This is a genomic window from Pseudanabaena mucicola FACHB-723, from assembly GCF_014696385.1.
GTDB lineage: Bacteria > Cyanobacteriota > Cyanobacteriia > Pseudanabaenales > Pseudanabaenaceae > Pseudanabaena.
This window is the reverse complement of the sequence record NZ_JACJQB010000013.1, coordinates 23,715-44,524: the sequence shown is the minus strand read 5'-3', so window position 1 is coordinate 44,524 and position 20,810 is coordinate 23,715. Positions and strand designations below refer to the sequence as shown.

Below are 20,810 nucleotides of genomic sequence, written 5' to 3'. Positions count from 1 at the left end.
GTCATCAAATCCTCAATTTTTGGTTGAAATTGTGGCTTGAGCATGGAGTGGCAACGTGGACTAGCAACACTTAAGCCCCTTTTATAGCTGCAGCCAGTTACCTTACAACCTACAAGGGAGTTGCGGCGCGAAGCGCCGCAACTCCCTTTTGAGTTTATGTCTTAACTTACTTAGCTATATCTATATCTGATCACTATAAAATTTAGATTGCGATCGCAATGTACATTCAGAGGGTAACAAATCTGGGTAAAATCGGCATAGCCCTAGATTAATTCAAGTTAAATAATTCTTAAAATAGTACCCATGCCAGAAGATAACGCCAACGAACCGCAAATAAACCAATCGGCTAACGAAGCAGTATTTAATGAGGTACTAAAGAGTATAGACATTGACCCTGCTTTGCTAGCCGAACTTGGCGAAGTAACGAATGATCCAGAACAAGCAATTGATACAGCTATCCGTCAGTGGTTACAACGTCGGGCAATCAAAGAAGCCGATCGCTCTCGTCCCCTCACCATGAATCCTGTCGTACCACCACGCGGCGAATGGAATGACTAATAAATGACCAGCAAATTTAAGCAAGCTTGAATAAATTCATGCAAGACTTTTGGCTACTCAATGGCTTTTTCTTAGCACTGGGTCTGGTCTATATCACCATTGCCCTAGTTTTTATCTTTGGGACAAGGCAACGCGGTTCTAGAGTTCGCCCTGAACCGCCCGTAAAAACAAGCAAACCAGTAGTATCGAGAAAAACTGTTGGCTATAATTTTTTGGCGACAGGTGTCCTCATCAGTCTGACGGCAGCCATACTTTTACTATTGGGACAGGCAGTTAACCTATTAGTCTTAGCTGCCATCAATCTTGCCGTCACCTTTACTGCCCTGAGAATTAATCTATTTCATGACGCAGAGAGTGCTTATATGCCAACCATCCGCAATAATGAAACCGAGCAATTTACAGATCAATTTCCACAGGATCAGTCAACTATAACTATCCTAGAAGAAATAATTGACACACCCCTAATCGTGGAAGAAATTTCTCAAGAGACTCCAATCGAAGCAAATCGGAAGCCCTATGTCGAAATTTCCCCTGAACTATTTGCGGAATTAGCGGAAATTTCTAGCGATCCTGCGGCGGCAGTCGATGAAGCAATTCGTTGGTGGCTACGGCGGCGAATTGTGGAACAGGATTCCGATCGTCCCAACCGTAGAAGTTTGCGCTCTAGCGAGTCTTGGCGATCGCAACAACAAAGTTGGAATGATTAGTGGGTAATACTTTAACGGCTTTTGATGCCGTGGTCGGACAAACTCAAGCAATCACCTTACTCAAGGCAGCCATGCAACGCGATCGTATTGCCCCTGCTTACCTGTTTGCAGGGACGAGTGGTGTCGGTCGCAGCAAAACTGCTTTAGCCTTTGCCGAGATTTTACTAGGCGATCACAAATCCGTAAATCGCTTGCGCGATCGCAATCATCCCGATTTGCTATGGGTCGAGCCAACCTATTTAGATAGGGGCAAAATGCTCACAGCAAAAGAGGCTGAGGCATCAGGACTAAAGCGCCGCGCCTTGCCACAGATCAGAATTGAGCAAGTCCGTGAAATCAGTGAATTTGTGAGCCGCGCCCCGCTCGAATGTCGTCGCTCGGTGGTAATTATCGAAGAGGCTCAGTCCATGGCGGAGTCTGCCGCCAATAGCCTTCTCAAAACCCTCGAAGAACCTCTCTACGCCACGATTATTCTGATTGTGCCTGATGCTGGGTCGATCTTACCCACCCTTGTTTCCCGATGTCAGCGCATCCCTTTCACAAGGCTCAATCAAGCACAAATGCAAGAGGTACTTGCCCGTGAAGGACATGCTGATATTCCGCCTGAAGTAATTGCTCTCGCCCAAGGCTCGGCAGGAAATGCGATCGATTCCTTTGAGCGTTTTAAAAGTATCCCCAATGATTTGTTAAATTCGGTGAGACAGATTCCGCAGGATGCTCGCAGTGCAATGACCATCGCCAAGCAAATCACCAAGGATTTAGAGGTAGATCTACAATTGTGGTTAATTGATTATTTGCAAAATTATTTTTGGGAGCAGCAAAAATCTAAGTCAGTGTTGCAACATCTCGACAAAGCTAGGGAATTGATTGGTCGCTATGTCCAACCAAGGCTAGTTTGGGAAGTAACTTTACTGCATATCGCAGGAAAGCTTTAAGACCCAAAAGAGAGTTGCAACGCAACTCTCTTTTGGGTTTTGGGTCTTAACTTGCTTGGCTGCTGGAGACAACTGCGGCAATTGCTTCGCTAATTACTTCTGAACCCGCACCCACAATGCAGGATTTATCAGTAATGATTCGCTTCCAGATACGGCTACCCGCCTGACCATGGAACAATTGCAACATGTGGCGCGTGATTTTATGTAAACGCAATCCCTGCGCTGTCCATGTATCAATATAGGGAATCATCGCCTCCGCCACCTCAATTCGACTACGAATCGCTGTCTCGTCACCAAAAAATTCGAGATCGCAAGTGGCAAATAGATAGGGGTTGTCATAGGCAGCACGACCAATCATCACCGCATCGACATACTGCAACTGTTGATGCACCTGCTCTAGATTAGTAAAGCCGCCATTGATTTCGATCAATAAATCAGGAAATTCTTGCTTTAAGCGATGCACATCACCGTAGCGTAGGGGTGGAACTTCGCGATTGTCCTTCGGGCTTAGCCCCTGTAGCCAAGCCTTACGCGCATGTACAGAAAAACGCTGACACCCCACCTCCGCCAAAATTTGCACAAAATTTTGCATATCTTCATAACGATCAAGCTCATCAACTCCAATGCGATGCTTGACCGATACAGGAATTTTCGTCGCCGCCATCATTGCCGCCACACATTCGGCAACTCGTTCAGGAGTTTTCATCAAACATGCCCCAAAGTGGCCACTCTGCACCCGATCGCTGGGACAGCCCACGTTGAGATTAATTTCGTCATAGCCCATCGACTCTGCAATCCGCGCACATTCTGCCAAGTCTTGAGGATTATCACCCCCAACTTGCAGTGCAATCGGATTTTCATCGGGGGAAAATCCCAATAAATAGTCCTTATCACCATGCTTAATCGCCGCACTAGTCACCATTTCGGTATAGAGCAAAGTCCGCCGCGTAATCTGCCGCATGAAGTAGCGATAGTGGCGATCGGTGCGATCCATCATGGGCGCAATACTAATGGGATAGATTTTGCGATCGCAAACTGCTTCAGAAGTTAGCGGCGATAAGAAAGTCATAAAGAGCTAAGCATTGAGATCAATTATTTCCATTGTGAAGGCTGATGAATGCTTTTTACAAAATATTGCGATCCATAAAACAAAAAAAGAAAGTTGCAACGCAACTCTCTTTTTTACTTGTTGAATCTTTATAGGTTAAAAATTAACCTTCAGCAGATAGATTTTCGTTAAGAGGACGAATATTTACAATCTTGCCACCACGACGAAGAATTGTTTGCATCTGCTCATTCATCCGATTGTAAGGAACTTGAATTAGGGCATTACCATTGTCGTTCAGAATATAGGTGTCATTCTTAGCAGGTTGGTTCTTTAGATGTAAACCAGATACCTCATAGACAAAATAGCGGGTATCAGCAGAGGAATTAGAGAGAATCATAGATATATTTTGCAATAAATTAGAAATTAAACAAAAAGTACACCCAAAGGGTGTACTTTGGCAAACTGCGAAGCTCAACTACTGAGCAACAGTCACGCTAGCGACTTTGCCGCCCATTTTGTTGATGCGTTGCAAGGTGCTATTCAATTGATCATAGGAGACAATGTATTCTCTATTGCTACGACGCACGTTAGGGTAGCGAGGTTGAGACACTGCCGCGACTTCAATGCGGTATAGACGATCTGTCGAACCTGTAGAAGAACGACCAAAAGCACGGGTAGGCATTGTGCCACGGGTCGAACGGTATGCCCAACCATCATTACCACCAGAAGCACCCACGATGGTAGATGCACTGTTTTGAGCCAGCTCAACCGCTAGACGAGAATTATTACCTTCGATCTGAGCGCGATCGCTGTTGGCATAGCCACGATAGAGGCGAAACATTCTCGTAAAACCAGTGGTTTGATCGCCAACTTTATTTTCAAAACCACGATAGTAAGGCACTGTTGAATCACCGAAGCTATCTTCGTACTCAGCCGAGTCAATGAAAGAATCAACATCAGCATCAAAACCTTCATTTTGATAGCGATCGAGGTGCTCAATTACTTCTGCTTCGTTGTAAGGAGCGCGACCCAAGAAGTGCTTGAAGTTGAGTTCAATGACACGGGTGTGGAAGTTAGGATAAAGAAACTTGTTTTTGTAAAGCTCAGATTTAGCAACACCACGCACAAAATCACGGACAGTGATTTGTCCACTGGTGAGCAAAGACTCTAGAGGCACTAGTCTCTCTGATGCCATGATGTAATCATTTCCCAACACATGGCGATAAACAGCATTGATCACAGCTTGAGCCTGTTCTGATGTCCAGTTAGGACGTAGTTCCACTGGGCTGCTATCACTATAAGCGGAAGTTCCCAAACGGGAAGCGGCATTGGTAATCACGTTATTTTATTCTCCGTAGATATTTAAATAAATTGCAGTGCGAGGAACTTAAATAAAAAATTAATCTAGCAAGTAAGAATTTTTGATACTTGCTAGATTAATAAGATTTAAGCGGGCGAAATCTGGGTAATGCGACTACCGCTCTTGTTCAGCCTTTGCATGGTGGCAGAAAGCTGGTCATAGGTCACCAAATACTCTCTGACACTGCGACGAATTTGGGTTGACTGACCACGGTTAGCTTGGACAGCCGTAACGCGATACAGACCACGATCTCCAGCAGTGTTACCAGCTAGAGCTAGACCAAAACTAGGAGTGCGAATTGCATTAGCTGTATTGCGAGCTAGATCTTCGGTCAACCAAGTTGATTTGTTTTTGCCCTGAGCGCGATCGCTATTAGCATAGCCACGATAGAGCTGGAACATACGGTTGAACGCGACATTTTTCTGACCACGCTGGGTAGCGAATCCACGATAGTAAGGTACAGTCGAGTCACCAAAGTTCTCTTGATATTCTAAGGAATCAATATAGGAATTGATTTCAGCTTCATATCCATGCTCAATGTAGCGATTGACATGTTCTGTAATCTCCGCCTCATCATTAGGTGCGCGACCTAAAAGATGCTTGAAGTTCAATTCAATAAAGCGAACTTGAGGAGTGGAAGAGAAAAATTTGGTTCGGTACAATTCTGATTGCGCTAAAGCACGAACAAAGTCTCTTACCGAAAGATTACCACTAGCCAACATTGACTCAGCCGTGGTCAAACGTTCTGACAGCATCAGGTGATCATTACCAAACACTTGGCGATAGGCAGCCGTGATCACTGACTGTATATCAGCATCGCTCCAATTCGTTTTCAATTCCACAGGAGAAGCATTAACAAAAGGCTCAAATCCTAAACGGGTTGCTGCCGCAGAACTTGTCATATCGAAGCTCCTTAAAAATAATGGGATTTTTTATAAAATATTTAAAAATATTTAGTATGGCATCTCTTAAAAATCCACACTAAACCAATGCAGAAAACGGTAAGCACTTCCCCTCAGGGTGTACTTACCGTCTTCGGGGTTTTCTTGATTCTCTAGTAACTTTAGCAATTTGTGCTGAAGTGAGAACCCAGATTTTTGTTGAAGGTACGGCGAAGCCAAACTTTCGATAGAAATCTGGTGGTTCGCTTTATTACAAATTGCTGTAACTAGAAGAAAACCTTAGCTGAGCGCATTGATTGCATAGTCGATGTAGGAGTTAGCTTCTAAAGCTGCATCGCCACCCAAACCGTGGTTAGCTCTGATGTACTTCAAAGCTTCAACATACCAGCTAGGAGATAGATCGAAAGCACGGTTGATTTCGGTCAAACCACTGACAAGGTAATCATCCATAGGACCAGTGCTACCAGCGATCAAGCAGTATGTGATCATGCGGATGTAGTAACCGATGTCACGAGAGCACTTTGCCTTACCACGAGGGGTGGAAGCGAAGTTGTTACCTTGTTGTTGGGTGGTGTAAGGATACTTCTGATAAACAGCATTTGCAGCACCTTCAGCCAAGCTAGCAGCATTAGCGCTCAAACCCTTAGCAGCATCAAGGCTAGCTGCGGCTGTGCGTAGACGACCAAATGCAGCTTGCATTTCAGGAACACTTAGAAAGCGACCTTGAGAATCTGCTGTAGCGACGGCTTCAGTTAAAGGAGTCTTCATGCTCAATGTACCTCTAAAAAATTATTTGTGTTGGAATGTAGAGAAAAAGGAAGAAAAGAAAATTATTTCAAAAAGTTTTAATGCAAGGTGCTTGCACAAAAATTTTATTGAGTGATTAGCCTACTGCTGCGGCTGCTTTGTCGAAATAGCCAGCTAGTTCAGACATAAGAGCACTACAATCACCACGAGTTACGCCATTAGGATCGTTAGCAAGTGCGATCGCAGCAGCCTTCATTTTTTCGATACCTACTGCAACAGATCCACCAGGTACGCCCAAAGCGCTGTAGGTTTCACGCAAGCCATTGAGGCAACGATCTTCTAGAACACTAGCATCACCAGCAAATACAGCGTAGGTTACATAGCGAAGGATGATGTCCATATCGCGCATACAAGCAGCGATACGACGGTGGGTGTATGCATTTCCACCAGGAGCGATCAATTGAGGTTGCTCTTCAAACAAAGCACGAGCAGCATCGGTAACGATGGAGGATGAGTTGGAGGTGATGCGGTTAACAACATCCAAGCGCTTTGTGCCGTCAGCAACCAATTGCTTGAGAGCATCAATTTGAGAATCACTTACAAAAGCTCCGCGAGTATCTGCCTGAGCAACTACTTTGGTAAAAGCGTCTAGCATTTAAAGAATCTCCTTAATAATTTTAAAGGTATATTTTAATAGCGAAATCATTCTGAACCGAGCTACTACTTGTATTGAGATTTTGAGTCAGACCAGCCAAATCAAAATCGAATAAAGCTAAGTAGCATTGCCAAGAAATCAAATAAAGCACTAAGCCCAACTTCAATTTGATTTACTCAATGGAACTAAACCGAAATAAGTTTTGATGTCATTTTTAGTTTAGTCGTTTCCGAATAATGCGATTAAAACAACTAATTTGTGCAGATTTTGTGCAAATTTAAAAATACTGTATATGAAGTTACGTAAAGAATATTTAGAATCGCTATAATCCCCTTCCAGCAAGTTTTTTTAGGGATTTGTACCTATCAAAATATTGTTAAGTATTCTTTGCATTTAGATCCATTTCTTTATATAAAGATTAATAACAAAGCTAAACTTCTTACACCTTTTGCTTTACAGAAATTGCTGATCATAAATATTGATAGAATTAGTAACTTTTACTCATGGTTATTTCTAGCCAATGCAAAATCAATATAAACAAATGTTAAGCAATTCATAAGGAATCTTTTTAATATTTTTTTAATAAGCTAGATAAGTATAAATACTGTTTAGTTCACATCAAGAGAAGCATAGAAGATATAGCGATCGCAATATCTTCTATGGCTGTAGAAATAACTTGCACAAAAAAGAGGAAGTGATTCGCACTTCCTCTTTTTTCTATAAGTAACAAGATTAATTTACGCCACAAAATCAAAGAGCATTGTAGTCATATAGCGCTCTGTCCATTCTGCACCAAAGGACTTTTCCAGAATCCTGCGCGTCTTATCGTTTTGTTGTTGCTTTTGGCAATAGTTGCGCTGACCTGCCAGAATTTGCTCGATATCTGGAGATGCAGTCAAAGGCTCAGTAGCCACTGCCAATTGACAATGTACAGTCAAAAAGTCCCGCACTCTTTGCAAAAATGCAGTTTCTTCGCTCTCGCCCATCGGACGCACAAACAAACAAAAATCTGAAAATATATCGCCCCATGGAGGTAACTCACGGGTCTGCTCAAACGCGATCGCAGGGAGATTAGACAGGGCATCGTAATAGCTGCGGGGTAAAGCGCGTTCAGGATGCACAGGCGAGAGATCTACGATCGCCGCACTGATACTGCCGCGTCCGCCCACAAGATCGGCTCCAAAAATGGGAATACCATATTGAGGGTTCGGAAACATCACACAGTGCAGAATATCCAGACCACTACCAACCTTAGCAAGTTCGAGGTGCAGCTTCCGAAATTGCGGCGTGCTATAGCAATGGTTTTCGATGACTAGACGCTCACCTTCTAAAGCTCCTTCCACATAGCCCAGATCTTCAGGAACTTGATAGGGAGATAGCTCTAAATTTTCCTGCCAAACAGATTCAATACAGTTAGCTAAATTATGAATTAGAGGATATTGTTGCTCTCGCAGCGACGTTTGTGTCAATTGGGTCATGCGGTTTCCAGTTATATTTTGATTAAAAAAGTGATGATGCTAAACATGTTATAGCTATATTCAGTCACGCTGAGACACAAACCAGAATTGAATGGCGGTGCGGAGCGCCGCCATTCAATTCTGGTTTGTCCTAATAATATTAGCTATAAACACTGAATCGTTTTAAACGGTTATGAATACGATTTACTAAGTGAATATTGACCATCGGCTTACAGAGATAGTCATCGGCTCCGACACTAAAGGCAAGATTTTGCGTATTGGCATCGGTTATCGCACTCAAAAATAGAACTGGTAAACGCTGCCAGTTAGGTTTACTTCTCAGGTCTTGACAAATCTCTAAACCATTGATTTCAGATATATTCACTTCCAATATTAGTACATCTGGCAAAATGGATTGCAAGACCGTCCAAAAGTCCCTTGCATCCGCCAAAGTGGTCACTTTAAAACCCCAAGGCTTGAGTAACTTCGGTAGCGATCGCAAATATTCCACATCATCATCCAAGATCATCACTTTAATATCTTGGGGAATCGCATCAAGAGAGTTAACAAGATTACTTCCAATAGTATTGATATTAGTGATAACTCGCTTTAGTGGTGATGATTTATGCTCATCATGAATAGAAATAGAACTTTCCGAAAGAGCGCGCACATTCATATCGGGAGCTTTGAGGTAATAGCCTCGTCCATGGACAGTTGCCACAAAATCTGATGGCGCACCTGCTGTGACTAGTTTATGGCGCAATCGGCGAATATGCGATCGCACCGTTGCTTCTGACGGAAATTCATCGGAAGACCACAGCCGATCGAGAATTTCATCGGCACTAAGCAAATGTTGACTATCGCGCAATAGCAATTCCAATAGCTCATATTCTTTATTGGTCAGCGATAGAAGTTGATTATTGTAAAAAACCTCACAGGTACTAGGATTGAGCAATAAGTCTCCCCAAACAAGCAAAGGGAAAGAAGTGGCATGGCTTCGTCGTAATAGCGCTCTAATTCGGGCAATTAATTCGGGTAGATCAAAGGGCTTAACTACACAGTCATCTGCCCCCGCATCTAATCCGCTCACCTTAGCGGTGCTATTGTTTTGAGCAGTTAAGAGCAGAATCGGCACAGTATATCCTTCCGCTCGAAACCTTTGACAGAGAGAGATTCCGTCTAAATTTGGCAAAACTATATCTAAAACGATTAGGTCATATTCAAAGGTGGAGCCATAGGTCCAACCCGCTTCCCCATCCTTGACCACATCGACAATATAGTGATGGGCTGCCAAAGCTTTGGTGAGACCAGTAATCAATGCTTCATCATCTTCGACTAGCAATATTTTCATGTTGTTCCTATGACTTGCTCATAGCTGTCCAATTCACGCCCAAAGCTTCTCATACCAATTTAGTATTGTATCAATTCAGATCAGGCAAGTCTAACGCTGTAGTAAACTTATGTCTGCACCCTTGATTTGGTGCTATTTAGTGCATTTTTTGTTATTTCGTCGTTGTTTTAGTACCGCAGCAGGTTTTTGATTTTGTCTGAAGATTTGTCCAACTCTAACTCTGTAAACACACAGATTCCAACTCTGGCAGTGCTTGCCTCTGGCAGTGGGAGCAATTTAGAAGCGATCGCAAAAGCAATTGCCCATGGACAGCTAGCAGCCAAAATTGCCGTGGTTATTTACAATGAGCCAGATGCTTTTGTAAAGCAACGAGCCGAAAAATTTGGTATTCCTGCAATTTTAGTCAATCATCGTGATTACAAGTCTCGTAAAGACCTCGATCGCGCCATTATTGACATTCTCATCACCTACAGCATTGATTTGGTGATCATGGCAGGCTGGATGCGGATTGTCACTCAAGTTTTAATTGATGCCTTCCCAGAACGCATTCTCAATATTCACCCCAGCCTACTACCTAGCTTTAAGGGTATCCATGCCATCGAACAAGCCTTTAACTATGGGGTCAAAATTACGGGCTGCACAGTGCATTTACTCAGCCTTGAAGTTGATAGCGGTAAAATCCTCAAACAAGCGGCTGTGCCAGTGTTTGAAGACGACAGGTTAGAGGATTTACAAAAACGGATTCAAGTCCAAGAACATATTATTTATCCTGCTGCGATCGCAGAATATAGCCAAACTTTACGGCTCAAGCTATCTTTACCTTTGCCAGAAGGTACGTGAACTTACAATGCTGCTAGTCACCCTCTCGGTTCTTGTCCAAGGCAAAAAAGTTTTGCTATAACTCAAGATTTTGTGCCAGAATTCTGACACATTTTGCGGCTGTGAGAGGAAATTATGCGTTTAACACAATTGCTAGAGTCAGCAGGATATCAACATTCACAGCCAGAACTAGAAGGGCTGGAAGTAAAGCGTGTAATTACCGATTCGCGATCTTGCCAAGCTGGTGATTTGTTTATTGGCATGACAGGGACTCAGGTGGATGGGGGCAAATTCGCACCACAGGCGATCGCACAGGGAGCAGTGGCAGCGATCATCTCCCATCAGGCTTTTGCGGATTTATCTGAGCAAGAAAAAAACAAGGCAATTGCCGTGGATGATGTAGTTATCGCTTGCAGCAAAATTGCGACGGCTTTTTATGAATATCCTGCTCAGAAGTTGAAGTTGGTAGGGGTGACGGGAACCAATGGCAAAACCACCACCACGCATTTGATCGAGTTTTTATTACAAACCCAGTATGCATCGGCATTGTTTGGGACTCTCTATACCCGTTGGGCTGGCTATTCGCAAACGGCAACCCATACCACTCCTTTTGCGGTGGACTTGCAGGCGCAGCTCGCGGAAGCGGTTGCCGCAGGTTGTGATGCAGGATTGATGGAGGTTAGCTCCCATGCCCTGCACCAAAGTCGAGTTTTGGGCTGTCCCTTTGAAGTGGCAGTATTTACCAATTTGACGCAGGATCATTTGGACTATCACAAAGACCTAGAGGATTATTTTCAAGCGAAGGCTTTGTTATTCGCTGATACCTATTTACAGGGTCGGGCAATTATCAACTTAGATGATACTTTTGGTCAACGTTTAGCGCAAATGGTAACAGATAAGCCGATCTGGACTTACAGTATTAGCAACTCACAGGCTGATTTTTATACTGAAAATCTTGCCTATTTGCCCAATGGTGCGACAGGAACATTGCATACGCCACAGGGTGCGATCGCATTTACGACACCCTTAGTCGGACGTTTTAATGTCGAAAATATTTTAGCGGCGATCGCCACGGCTCTGCATATGGGCATGAACTTAGCAGAGGTGGTGAGTCGTTTACCCGAATTTAAAAATGTCCCTGGGCGCGTTGAACGGGTGCAAATCAGTGATGCCCAAGATGTCACAGTGGTTGTGGACTATGCCCATACACCCGACAGTCTCGAAAATTTACTCAAGGCAATGCGTCCCTTTACCCAGCGAGAATTAATTTGTGTCTTTGGCTGTGGTGGCGATCGTGATCGCACTAAGCGCCCATTGATGGGCGGCATCGCCGCCCGACTCGCCGATCGGGTCTATGTAACTTCCGACAATCCCCGCACCGAAGATCCGCAGAGAATTCTGGATGATGTCGTCGCAGGAGTCGTAACCGATATTGGGGATAAACCGATGATTGTTGAAGGAGATCGCCGTAGCTGCATTCAACTTGCGATCGCAAATGCACAGGCAGGCGACACAATCTTGATTGCAGGTAAAGGGCATGAAGACTATCAAATTATTGGACGCGAGAAGATCCATTTCGATGATCGCGAAGAGGCGCAAGTGGCTCTTGCCAAACGATTCCAATAATCGTATAGCTGTCGCCATTCTTGTTAGGACATAAAACCCCAAAAACGAGTTGTGGCGCTTTGTGCCACAACTCGTTTTTGGGGTTTTGATTTTTCCTGATCACCATAAATAGGCAGAGTTAGGAAAACTCGGTTATGATTCAAAACAAGCATCTGTCAAACCAAGTTAAGCTTTTCACCCAAAAGTAATCACATGGGTTCGCCAACTATCCACACACCGAAACTATTAGTTATCGACGACGAACCCGATAACTTGAGCTTGTTGGTGCAGACTTGTGATGAAAATTGGCAATTTTTGTTGGCTCATAGTGGTCTAGAAGCCTTGACAATCATCAATCAGCAAGGAGAAGTATCGGTAATCATCGTTGATCTAGAAGCCATGGGCAATGATGCTGAAGTTTTACGTCAGATCGAGCGACAATATCCCGATACCATGCAGATTGTCAAATCAGAATCGTCTGCCATTGAAGGATTAAATGCCTTTAGATATGTACAGAAGCCATGGCATGAAATAGAACTAAAAGATTTAGTAAATCAAGCGATTGCCACCCATCACATTTTGCGATCGCGAACTGCTGAGTTACGCCATGCCCTACGGCAACAATCACTTTTAAATGCGATCGCCTCTTCCGTCGATAGTACAACTCCCTATCGCGATAGTATTGCCGCGATTGCCAAGGCAATTGCCAAGGATTATGATGCTTCCATCGTTTTGCTGCGCCTCATTGAAAACGAGGAACTATCAGAGGATTACATCGCTTACTGTGCAGAACCAACTGCCAATTTAGCGAACCTAGCGGAAACCCTCACATTGCTGCCACAAACCATAGCAATCAGTGACGTTGCCAGTCATCCCCACCTTGACCCATCAGAGCGTCAAGTTTATGCAGAGGCAAATATCAAATCAGTTCTCCTCGCACCCCTGATCGTCAACAAAGAACAGCTAGGCATCCTTTCCATCTATCACTGCGACCAACCACATATATGGAATGAAGACGAATTAACCCTAATGACGCTAGCCGCCAATCAATCTGCGATTGTCAGTTCCCATGCGAGAGCCTATGATCGCATTCAGGAACTTGCCGAACGGGAGTTGCTTCTCAATACAATTACTAGCACGATTCGCTCTAGCCTCGACCCGCAGAAAACATTTGCCGCAATTACCCAACAGCTTGCCGAGACTTTAAACGCAGAAAGTTGCGCCCTCTCATTATGGAAAGAAACCGATGATCATTTACGTTGCGTGGGACTGCATCTATTAGAGCCAATGGATCTCCCCTATGACCCCAATGATCCCGTCACCTCAAGCTTGCCGCAGTCCTTTGTCGATATTTCGGCAAATCCAATCTTCCAAGCGCTGATTAGCTCAAAGCAACCCGTAGCAATTAACGATTTACAAAAAAATCCTGAATGGAACGTTGCTGATTTGCCATTGCAAGCCCCTGCACGATCGCTCCTCGTTGTGCCGATGCTCTTGGATGGCAAGATTATTGGAAGCATTTCCATGCGCCAAAATCAGCAGCCAAGGCGATGGACTGATGCCGAAATTTCACTGGTGCAAGCGGTAGCAATTCAAGCTGCTATTGCTGTACAACAGGCAAATCTGTTTCAGACCACCCGACAACAAGCCCAAAAATTACTCGAACTTGATCGCCAAAAAACAGAGTTCTTTCAAAATATCTCCCACGAATTCCGCACCCCCCTAACCCTGACGATTGGACCTCTCGAATCTGCGATCGAAAAGAATGATGGACTTCCCTATGAGCAGTCCGTAATTGCCCTGCGTAACTGTCGGCGACTGCTGCGTTTAGTTAATCAATTACTTGATATTCAGCGTCTTGATGCTGGCAAAATGCAAGCCTGCTTCCGCCCCTGTAATCTGGTGGAATTTGTTAGTCAAACCATCGAGTCTTTTCGTCCCTACTGCGATCGCAAAGATATTCAGCTATTGAGCGAATTTAGCGAAGAATGTCCAGAGATTTATATAGACATCGAACAGTTCGACAAAATCATCTATAACCTGCTATCCAATGCTATGAAGTTCACGCCTAGACAAGGCAGCATCACCCTGAATATTTCCATCGATAACGAACAAAAAACCTGCATTCTCAGCGTTTGTGATACGGGCATCGGCATTAAGGAAGATCAACTACCCTTTCTATTTGATCGCTTCTGCCAAGCTGAGGGTTCTGTCAATCGTAGTTATGAAGGCAGTGGGCTAGGGCTAGCGCTGGTTAAAGAATTGGTGCATCTGCACGGTGGGACAATTTCGGTGACTTCCGAATATGGCATAGGCACAACCTTCACGATTACGATTCCTCTTGGCAGCGCACATTTACCTGCTGAGCAAGTGAGTGATACACCCACGGACTGGCAAGTATCCCACGCCAACATCGAGTTAGCCGATCTGAATATTGATGACCAGACTCTCGAAGAAATTGCGATCGCCAGCCCCGAACATCAGCTAGAGGTGATTACTGGCAACAAAATTTTAATCATTGATGATAATCACGACCTCCGCAACTATCTGCGCCGCATCCTAGAGCAAGCGGGATATCAAGTTGTTTCTGCACATAATGGCGCTAAGGGCTACGTTCAAGCCAAACAACATCATCCCGACTTAATCATCACCGACTTAATGATGCCACAGGTGTCAGGACTAGACTTAATTGCCTTAATCCGTGCCGATACAGATTTATCAGGTACGCCGATTATTTTACTCACGGCAAAAGCCAATGAAGAGTCACGGATTGAAGGCACAGAAATCGGCGCAGATGGATATTTATCAAAGCCCTTTAATGATCGCGAATTAGTTGCCGAAGTCCGCAACTTGTTAGCGCTTAAGGCTAATGAACATCGCGTTCGCCAGCTCAATTCCTATTTGACCGAATCGGTACTCAAGCGTTTTTTGCCACCAAGCCTAGTTACCAAAGCCGCCACAGGACAACTTAGCCTTGACCTCCGCCCTGAACCTAAAATGATTACGGTTTTGTTTGCCGATATTGTTGGGTTTACTCCCCTCGCCAATACTTTGCGATCGCGCAGAGTTGCGGAACTTCTCAATCAGTACCTCAGCACCATGAGCAAAGTGATTTTTGCCAATGGCGGCACTGTCGATAAATTTATGGGTGATGGCATCATGGCGTTGTTTGGTGCACCCGAAGATTGCAGCCCCAATGAGCAAGTACATCGCGCCGTCCAAAGTGCCAAACAAATGCAACGAGCTTTGTCTAAGCTCAATGAACAATGGCAATCCCAAGGCATTCCCAAGGTCAGGTTTCGTTGTGGCATCCATCAGGGAACTGCGGTAGTCGGTATGTTTGGCAGCCCAGAACGATCGGATTACACAGCGATTGGCCCCACAGTCAATATTGCCTCACGCATTCAAGCGGCGGCAGAACCCGATTGCATTCTCGTATCGGCAACGGTGGCTGACTATCTCGAAGATGAAGAAATTCACAAGCGCGACCCTCTCAAACTCAGAGGAGTTGATGAAACTGTATTAACATTTTTTGTAGATAACTAGCTATAAATATCAGCACAAAGCGCTGTATTTTTATATTTATTTAGGGCTTCATTTAGGGATTAATGACGTGGAACTAGAAGATTTTTTTGCCTTAATACATCCTGCGATCGCAATTATTGTGGTGTTTCCTCTGATCGGCATTGTCACCCATCGCTCTTGGCTAGTCCGTCAACGTCGCTTGCAAACCATTGCTGGCGAAAAAAGTAAGATCCCACCCATAGTTGGCTCTGAACATGTGGAAGTAGGAAATTGGCTAAGCATCTCCGTCGTCGGTGTGACACTATTGGGGATGGCTTACCCAATCTTTTCTCGATTCATCAGAAATGATACTTTTACCAAAGAACCTGTACGGGCAATCGCGGTAATTGCTATTTTTATAGCAACCATCGCCTCATTCACTTTCCTATTCAAAGCCAAGATCAAAAATTGGCGCAATATTTTTGCCACCTTCACAGCGATCGGCTTACTTATCTTAGGATGGCAACCAGAAGTATTTCGACGGGATAACGAATGGTTCTTTTCCCATTATTACTATGGTATCGTCGCAGCAATCTTGATGATTATTTCCGTTGCAATTACTCAAGATATTTACAAAGACAAGCAAAATCGTTGGCGCAATATTCATATCATCCTCAACTGCTTAGCCTTACTGCTCTTTATCGGACAGGGCATGACTGGCACTAGGGATTTGCTATCAATTCCTTATACTTGGCAAAAATCATATCTTGGCAAATGTGATTTTACAAATCGAACCTGTCCTCAATTACCCCCTACCCCAACAGCAAATTAACCCCACAACAACAAAAGAAGTGCCACGCAGAGCACGACACTTCTTTTGATATACGGTGAAGCAAGTTAGAACCAAGTGCGATCGCAAATTGCTTCTTGCATTTTATTAATCACCTCATCAACGGAAATTGCACCAAGTTCGCCATGCTTGCGGCTACGGATGCTGAGCGTACCAGCTTCAACTTCCTTTGCACCAATGACTGCCATGACAGGGACTTTTTCCATTTCTGCTTTGCGGATTTGCTTAGCCATGCGATCACCGCTATGGTCTAGTTGCACACGCAACCCAGCCGCTTTCATCTTGGCAGCAACCTGCTCTGCATAATCCATTTGACTATCAGAGACAGCAATGAGCTTAGCCTGTACAGGTGCAAGCCACAACGGAAAATCACCCGCATAGCTTTCAATCAATACACCAATAAAGCGCTCAACCGAACCAAACAAAGCACGGTGAATCATGATCGGTTGATGTCTTGCACCATCTTCGCCAACATATTCCATCTGGAAGCGATCGGGCAGATTAAAATCTAACTGAATCGTCGAACATTGCCAACGGCGACCGATCGCATCTTCGATCTTAATATCGATCTTTGGTCCATAGAAAGCGCCACCCCCTTCATCAACAACATAATTCCAACCCTTATGATTAAGCGCCTGCTTGAGCGCCTTAGTGGACTTCTCCCAAATCGCATCAGATCCAACATATTTCTCTGGACGAGTAGAAAGATTGATTTCGTAGTTCGCAAACCCAAAGGTAGAAAGAATCAATTCTGCTAAGTTCAGAACCCCCAAAATCTCCTGTTCAATCTGTTCTTCAGTACAAAAAATATGAGCATCATCTTGGGTAAAGCCGCGCACCCGCATCAAACCATGCATCGTACCAGAACGCTCATAGCGGTACACAGTACCAAGCTCAGCATAGCGGATCGGAAACTCCTTATAGGAATGCAGCGTATCTTTATAAATTAAGACATGAAAAGGACAGTTCATCGGCTTAAGCTGATAAACCTGATGCTCCACTTCCATCGGCTGAAACATACTTTCGCGATAGAAATCATTATGTCCAGAGATCTTCCACAGGTCTAAATTCGCCATATGGGGCGTAGTTACTGACTCGTAACCATTCTTGACATGGGTATCTTTCCAAAAAGTCTCGATCGTATTGCGGATGATCGCCCCCTTGGGATGCCAGAACACCAATCCGCCACCAGCATCTTCTTGAATACTGAATAGTTGTAGATCTTTACCGATAGTACGGTGATCACGGCGTTTAGCCTCTTCTAACATCGCATGATAAGCCTGAAGCTGCTCAGGGCTTTCCCACGCCGTACCATAAATACGTTGCAGCATCGGATTTTTTTCATCGCCGCGCCAATAAGCTCCCGCAATGCTTTCTAGAGCAAAGGCATCAGGGTGAATATCTCCTGTACTACCAAGGTGCGGTCCCGCACACAAATCCCACCAAGGTTGCTTTTCAAGCTTTTCAGGATCACCAATAAAATAGCGACTAATATTTTGTCCTTCAGGAATTGCCGCTAATAATTCTATTTTGTAAGGCTCATTCAGCTTTTCGATTTCGGCAAGCATTTCAGGACGTGGCAATTCCTGCCGCACAAGGGGCTGATTCCACTTAATGATCCGCTTCATTTCCTTAGCGATCGCTTTGAGATCGCTGGGGGCAAATGGTTCTTTACGATCAAAATCATAATAAAAGCCATTCTCAGTTGCAGGACCGATTGTCACCTTAGCATCGGGATATAACTTTTGGACTGCCATCGCCATCACATGGGAACAAGTGTGGCGAATCCGCGCTAGTTTTTCAGTATCGGCTTGCCGCAGGATATCACTCGGTTTAATATCACTGGACTTTTCTGCAACTGCATCCATAACTTGATGTCGTGACCTTTATTAGTTTACAAAATTACAAATTTAATCTCAGTCTACTATCTTAACTTTTTTTGCTAGGCATTCGACAGTTATATAGCTGTAGCAAATCTTAATAACAGTTGCAATGAATAACTAATCATCAAATAACAAAATCCCCCACATTAGTGTGGGGGATTTTGTTATTCATCTAATTTAGCAAGCTAGATTAACCGAAAGCAGTCGATGTGGAGGCAATCAGGAAGGCTGCGTAAGTAACAATGTAGCCAATCGTGAAGTGAGCCAAGCCAACCAAACGAGCTTGAACGATGGAGAGAGCCACAGGCTTGTCTTTCCACTGAACTAAACTTGCAAGAGGTGTGCGTTGGTGAGCCCATACAAGGGTTTCGATCAATTCTTGCCAGTAACCACGCCAAGAGATCAAGAACATGAAACCAGTTGCCCAAACAAGGTGTCCAAACAGGAACATCCAAGCCCAAACAGAGATATTGTTCATACCATAGGGGTTATAGCCATTGATCAACTGTGCGGAGTTGAGCCATAGGTAGTCACGAAGCCAGCCCATAATGGTGACAGAGGATTCGTTGAACTGAGCAACGTTACCTTGCCATACACCGAGGTGTTTCCAGTGCCAGTAGAAGGTTGTCCAACCGATGGTGTTCAACATCCAAAACATGGCGAGGTAGAAGGAATCCCATGCAGAGATATCGCAAGTACCGCCACGACCAGGACCGTCGCAAGGGAAGCTGTAGCCGAAGTCTTTCTTGTCTGGCATGAGCTTAGATCCACGAGCATCTAACGCGCCCTTAACCAAGATCAAGGTGGTGGTGTGTAGACCTAGTGCGATCGCATGATGAACTAGGAAGTCGCCAGGACCAACGGTGAGGAACAAAGAGTTATCACCAGAGTTGATACCAGCCAACCAACCAGACAACCAAACGTTACCGCTATTTGGCCAAGCTGTTGCAGCGATGCTATCAGGGTTAGAAAGTAGGACATCAAATCCATACAATGCTTTACCGTGAGCAGCTTGAATCCATTGAGCAAATACAGGCTCGATCAAGATTTGCTTTTCAGGAGTACCGAAAGCTTGCATTACGTCGTTGTGAACGTAGATACCGAGAGTGTGGAAACCTAAGAAGAGTGATACCCAGCTTAAGTGAGAGATGATTGCTTCTTTGTGCTCGAGCATACGTGCAAGCACGTTGTTCTTGTTAGCTTCAGGATCGTAGTCACGGACGAAGAAGATCGCACCGTGAGCAAATGCACCGACCATCAAGAAACCAGCAATATATTGGTGATGAGTATATAAAGCAGCTTGAGTGGTGAAGTCCTTAGCGATGAAAGCATAGGAAGGCATCGAGTACATGTGCTGAGCAACCAAGGATGTGATTACACCCAAAGAAGCAAGAGCAAGACCGAGTTGGAAGTGCAAGGAGTTGTTAACTGTGTCATACAAGCCTTTGTGACCATCGCCTAACAAACCACCGAAAGGAGTACCCTTAGGAGGATTGTGTGCAGACAAGATCTCTTTGATGCTGTGACCGATACCAAAGTTGGTGCGGTACATGTGACCAGCAATGATGAACAATACTGCGATCGCAAGGTGGTGATGAGCAATATCAGTCAACCAAAGAGACTCGGTTTGAGGATGGAAACCACCTAAGAAGGTGAGGATTGCAGTACCAGCGCCTTGAGAAGAACCAAACACATGACCTGCGGTATCAGGATTCTGAGCATATACGCCCCAGTTACCAGTGAAGAAAGGTGCAAGACCTGCTGGGTGAGGAGGAACGCTCAAGAAGTTATCCCAACCGACATGGATACCGCGAGATTCAGGAATCGCAACGTGAACCATGTGACCAGTCCATGCCAAGGAGCTTGCTCCAAACAAACCAGCCAAGTGGTGGTTGAGGCGAGACTCAGCATTCTTGAACCAAGAGAGACTAGGACGGAAGCTGGGCTGTAGGTGCAACCAACCTGCAAAGAGCAGGACGGCAGCAAATACTAGCATCCAGATCGCACCAGTGAATAGCTCAGCATTGGTACGCATTCCGATGGTGTACCACCAGTGGTAAACACCAGAGTAAGCGACGTTAACAGGACCAGCAGCATCAGTTTGAGTGAACGCTTCAACTGCTGCCTTACCAAAGTGAGGATCCCAGATCGCATGGGCGATGGGACGTGTGGTGAGAGGATTTTGAATCCATTGCTCGAAGTTACCCTGCCACGCTACGTGAAACAGGTTGCCAGATGTCCACAGGAAGATGATTGCCAAGTGTCCGAAGTGTGAAGCAAAGATCTTTTGGTAAAGACTTTCTTCAGTAACACCATCGTGACTTTCAAAATCGTTCGCTGTAGCGATCGCATACCAGATCCGACGGGTTGTTGGATCTTGTGCGAGAGCCTGGCTAAACTTAGGAAATTTCGTTGCCATAATTACTTCA

17 protein-coding genes are annotated in these 20,810 nt (G+C 44.7%); 7 read left to right on the top strand and 10 right to left on the bottom strand.

All coding sequences use genetic code 11. From position 1 onward, the window contains the following. Positions 1-303 precede the first annotated feature (303 nt). Genes H6F41_RS08790 through H6F41_RS08780 form a run of 3 tightly spaced genes read left to right on the top strand, consistent with a single transcriptional unit; the run spans position 304 to position 2,200 of the window. Entirely contained in the window at positions 304-558 is a 255-nt protein-coding gene (locus tag H6F41_RS08790) for a hypothetical protein (RefSeq protein WP_199288714.1), read from the top strand. A gap of 38 nt (positions 559-596) precedes the next feature. Further along, the gene (locus H6F41_RS08785) at positions 597-1,265 is read left to right on the top strand and encodes a hypothetical protein (RefSeq protein WP_190403103.1); all 669 of its coding nucleotides are present in this window, start codon (positions 597-599) and stop codon (positions 1,263-1,265) included. Beyond that, positions 1,265-2,200 (top strand): DNA polymerase III subunit delta', encoded by a 936-nt coding sequence (locus tag H6F41_RS08780; RefSeq protein ID WP_190403102.1) that lies wholly within the window; start codon positions 1,265-1,267, stop codon positions 2,198-2,200. Before H6F41_RS08785 ends, H6F41_RS08780 begins: the two co-directional genes overlap by 1 nt. Positions 2,201-2,246: 46 nt before the next feature. On the opposite strand, the gene dusA is transcribed toward H6F41_RS08780, so the two are convergent. The 8 genes from dusA to H6F41_RS08740 form a co-directional block, all read right to left on the bottom strand. After that, entirely contained in the window at positions 2,247-3,269 is a 1,023-nt protein-coding gene (dusA, locus tag H6F41_RS08775; RefSeq protein ID WP_190403101.1) for a tRNA dihydrouridine(20/20a) synthase DusA, read from the bottom strand. A 142-nt stretch (positions 3,270-3,411) separates the two neighbouring features. Continuing rightward, positions 3,412-3,645, bottom strand: coding sequence for a phycobilisome linker polypeptide (locus H6F41_RS08770; protein ID WP_190403100.1), 234 nt, complete (start codon positions 3,643-3,645; stop codon positions 3,412-3,414). Positions 3,646-3,723: 78 nt separating this feature from the next. Then, complete coding sequence (locus H6F41_RS08765) at positions 3,724-4,587, bottom strand: phycobilisome rod-core linker polypeptide (protein WP_190403099.1); 864 nt, start codon at positions 4,585-4,587, stop codon at positions 3,724-3,726. Between the two features lie 107 nt (positions 4,588-4,694). Then, positions 4,695-5,510: a phycobilisome linker polypeptide gene (locus H6F41_RS08760; RefSeq protein WP_190403098.1), complete on the bottom strand. Its 816-nt coding sequence runs from the start codon at positions 5,508-5,510 to the stop codon at positions 4,695-4,697. A 279-nt stretch (positions 5,511-5,789) separates the two neighbouring features. Beyond that, complete coding sequence (cpcA, locus tag H6F41_RS08755; protein ID WP_190403097.1) at positions 5,790-6,278, bottom strand: phycocyanin subunit alpha; 489 nt, start codon at positions 6,276-6,278, stop codon at positions 5,790-5,792. 115 nt (positions 6,279-6,393) lie between these two features. Next, the gene (locus H6F41_RS08750; protein ID WP_190403096.1) at positions 6,394-6,912 is read right to left on the bottom strand and encodes a phycocyanin subunit beta; all 519 of its coding nucleotides are present in this window, start codon (positions 6,910-6,912) and stop codon (positions 6,394-6,396) included. 737 nt (positions 6,913-7,649) lie between these two features. After that, the gene (locus H6F41_RS08745) at positions 7,650-8,390 is read right to left on the bottom strand and encodes a phycocyanobilin:ferredoxin oxidoreductase (protein WP_190403095.1); all 741 of its coding nucleotides are present in this window, start codon (positions 8,388-8,390) and stop codon (positions 7,650-7,652) included. Positions 8,391-8,529: 139 nt separating this feature from the next. After that, complete coding sequence (locus H6F41_RS08740; RefSeq protein ID WP_190403094.1) at positions 8,530-9,720, bottom strand: response regulator transcription factor; 1,191 nt, start codon at positions 9,718-9,720, stop codon at positions 8,530-8,532. Between the two features lie 192 nt (positions 9,721-9,912). Between H6F41_RS08740 and purN the strand changes: the two genes are divergently transcribed. The 4 genes from purN to H6F41_RS08720 all read left to right on the top strand — a co-directional run bounded on the left by purN (position 9,913) and on the right by H6F41_RS08720 (position 16,480). Then, positions 9,913-10,560: a phosphoribosylglycinamide formyltransferase gene (gene purN / locus H6F41_RS08735; RefSeq protein ID WP_242022974.1), complete on the top strand. Its 648-nt coding sequence runs from the start codon at positions 9,913-9,915 to the stop codon at positions 10,558-10,560. A gap of 114 nt (positions 10,561-10,674) precedes the next feature. Beyond that, positions 10,675-12,165, top strand: a complete 1,491-nt coding sequence (locus H6F41_RS08730; RefSeq protein WP_190403093.1) for a UDP-N-acetylmuramoyl-L-alanyl-D-glutamate--2,6-diaminopimelate ligase — start codon at positions 10,675-10,677, stop codon at positions 12,163-12,165. 192 nt (positions 12,166-12,357) lie between these two features. Continuing rightward, positions 12,358-15,690, top strand: coding sequence for a response regulator (locus tag H6F41_RS08725; protein WP_190403092.1), 3,333 nt, complete (start codon positions 12,358-12,360; stop codon positions 15,688-15,690). A 67-nt stretch (positions 15,691-15,757) separates the two neighbouring features. Next, positions 15,758-16,480 (top strand): DUF4079 domain-containing protein, encoded by a 723-nt coding sequence (locus tag H6F41_RS08720; protein ID WP_190403091.1) that lies wholly within the window; start codon positions 15,758-15,760, stop codon positions 16,478-16,480. A gap of 65 nt (positions 16,481-16,545) precedes the next feature. Here the strand turns inward: H6F41_RS08720 and thrS are convergent, their stop codons facing one another. Together thrS and psaB are read right to left on the bottom strand one after the other, a co-directional pair. Beyond that, entirely contained in the window at positions 16,546-18,366 is a 1,821-nt protein-coding gene (thrS, locus tag H6F41_RS08715; RefSeq protein WP_190403090.1) for a threonine--tRNA ligase, read from the bottom strand. A 205-nt stretch (positions 18,367-18,571) separates the two neighbouring features. Beyond that, a complete protein-coding gene (psaB, locus tag H6F41_RS08710) occupies positions 18,572-20,800 on the bottom strand; it encodes a photosystem I core protein PsaB (protein ID WP_190403089.1) in 2,229 nt (742 codons plus the stop codon). Positions 20,801-20,810 lie beyond the last annotated feature (10 nt).